Annotated in this window: 1 protein-coding gene; it reads right to left on the bottom strand. The window is 49.8% G+C overall.

What is annotated here, in order from left to right:
- Positions 1 to 297: TRAP transporter large permease subunit (locus tag Q4528_RS13360; RefSeq protein WP_303521996.1), on the bottom strand; the 297-nt coding region annotated here is incomplete at its 3' end.
- Between the last annotated feature and the right edge of the window lie 4 nt (positions 298 to 301).

Raw genomic sequence — 301 nt, 5'->3', positions numbered from 1 at the left:
GCCATAAATCAACCCAGCAAAAGCGGCAATAACGGGTGCTAGATAGAAAAGATTAAGAGCTTGTTTCCAACTGGGTAACTCACTTTCTGGAACCGGTGTTAGCTGTAAACGAACAGCAACAAAGTGAATGGTTAGAAAGACAGCACCGTAAAAAAGCACGGCAGGGATGATCGCACCGGTGGCAATCTCGGCATACGGCATATCAACCAGTTCGGCCATAATGAAAGCCGCTGCACCCATTATAGGCGGGGCCAACTGACTACCTGTTGATGCGACTGACTCTACGCCCGCTGCCAAAGGC

The organism is Staphylococcus pasteuri, assembly GCF_030547725.1.
GTDB lineage: Bacteria > Bacillota > Bacilli > Staphylococcales > Staphylococcaceae > Staphylococcus > Staphylococcus pasteuri.
The sequence above is the reverse complement of the archived record's forward strand: the minus strand, read 5'-3'. Positions and strand labels throughout refer to the sequence as shown.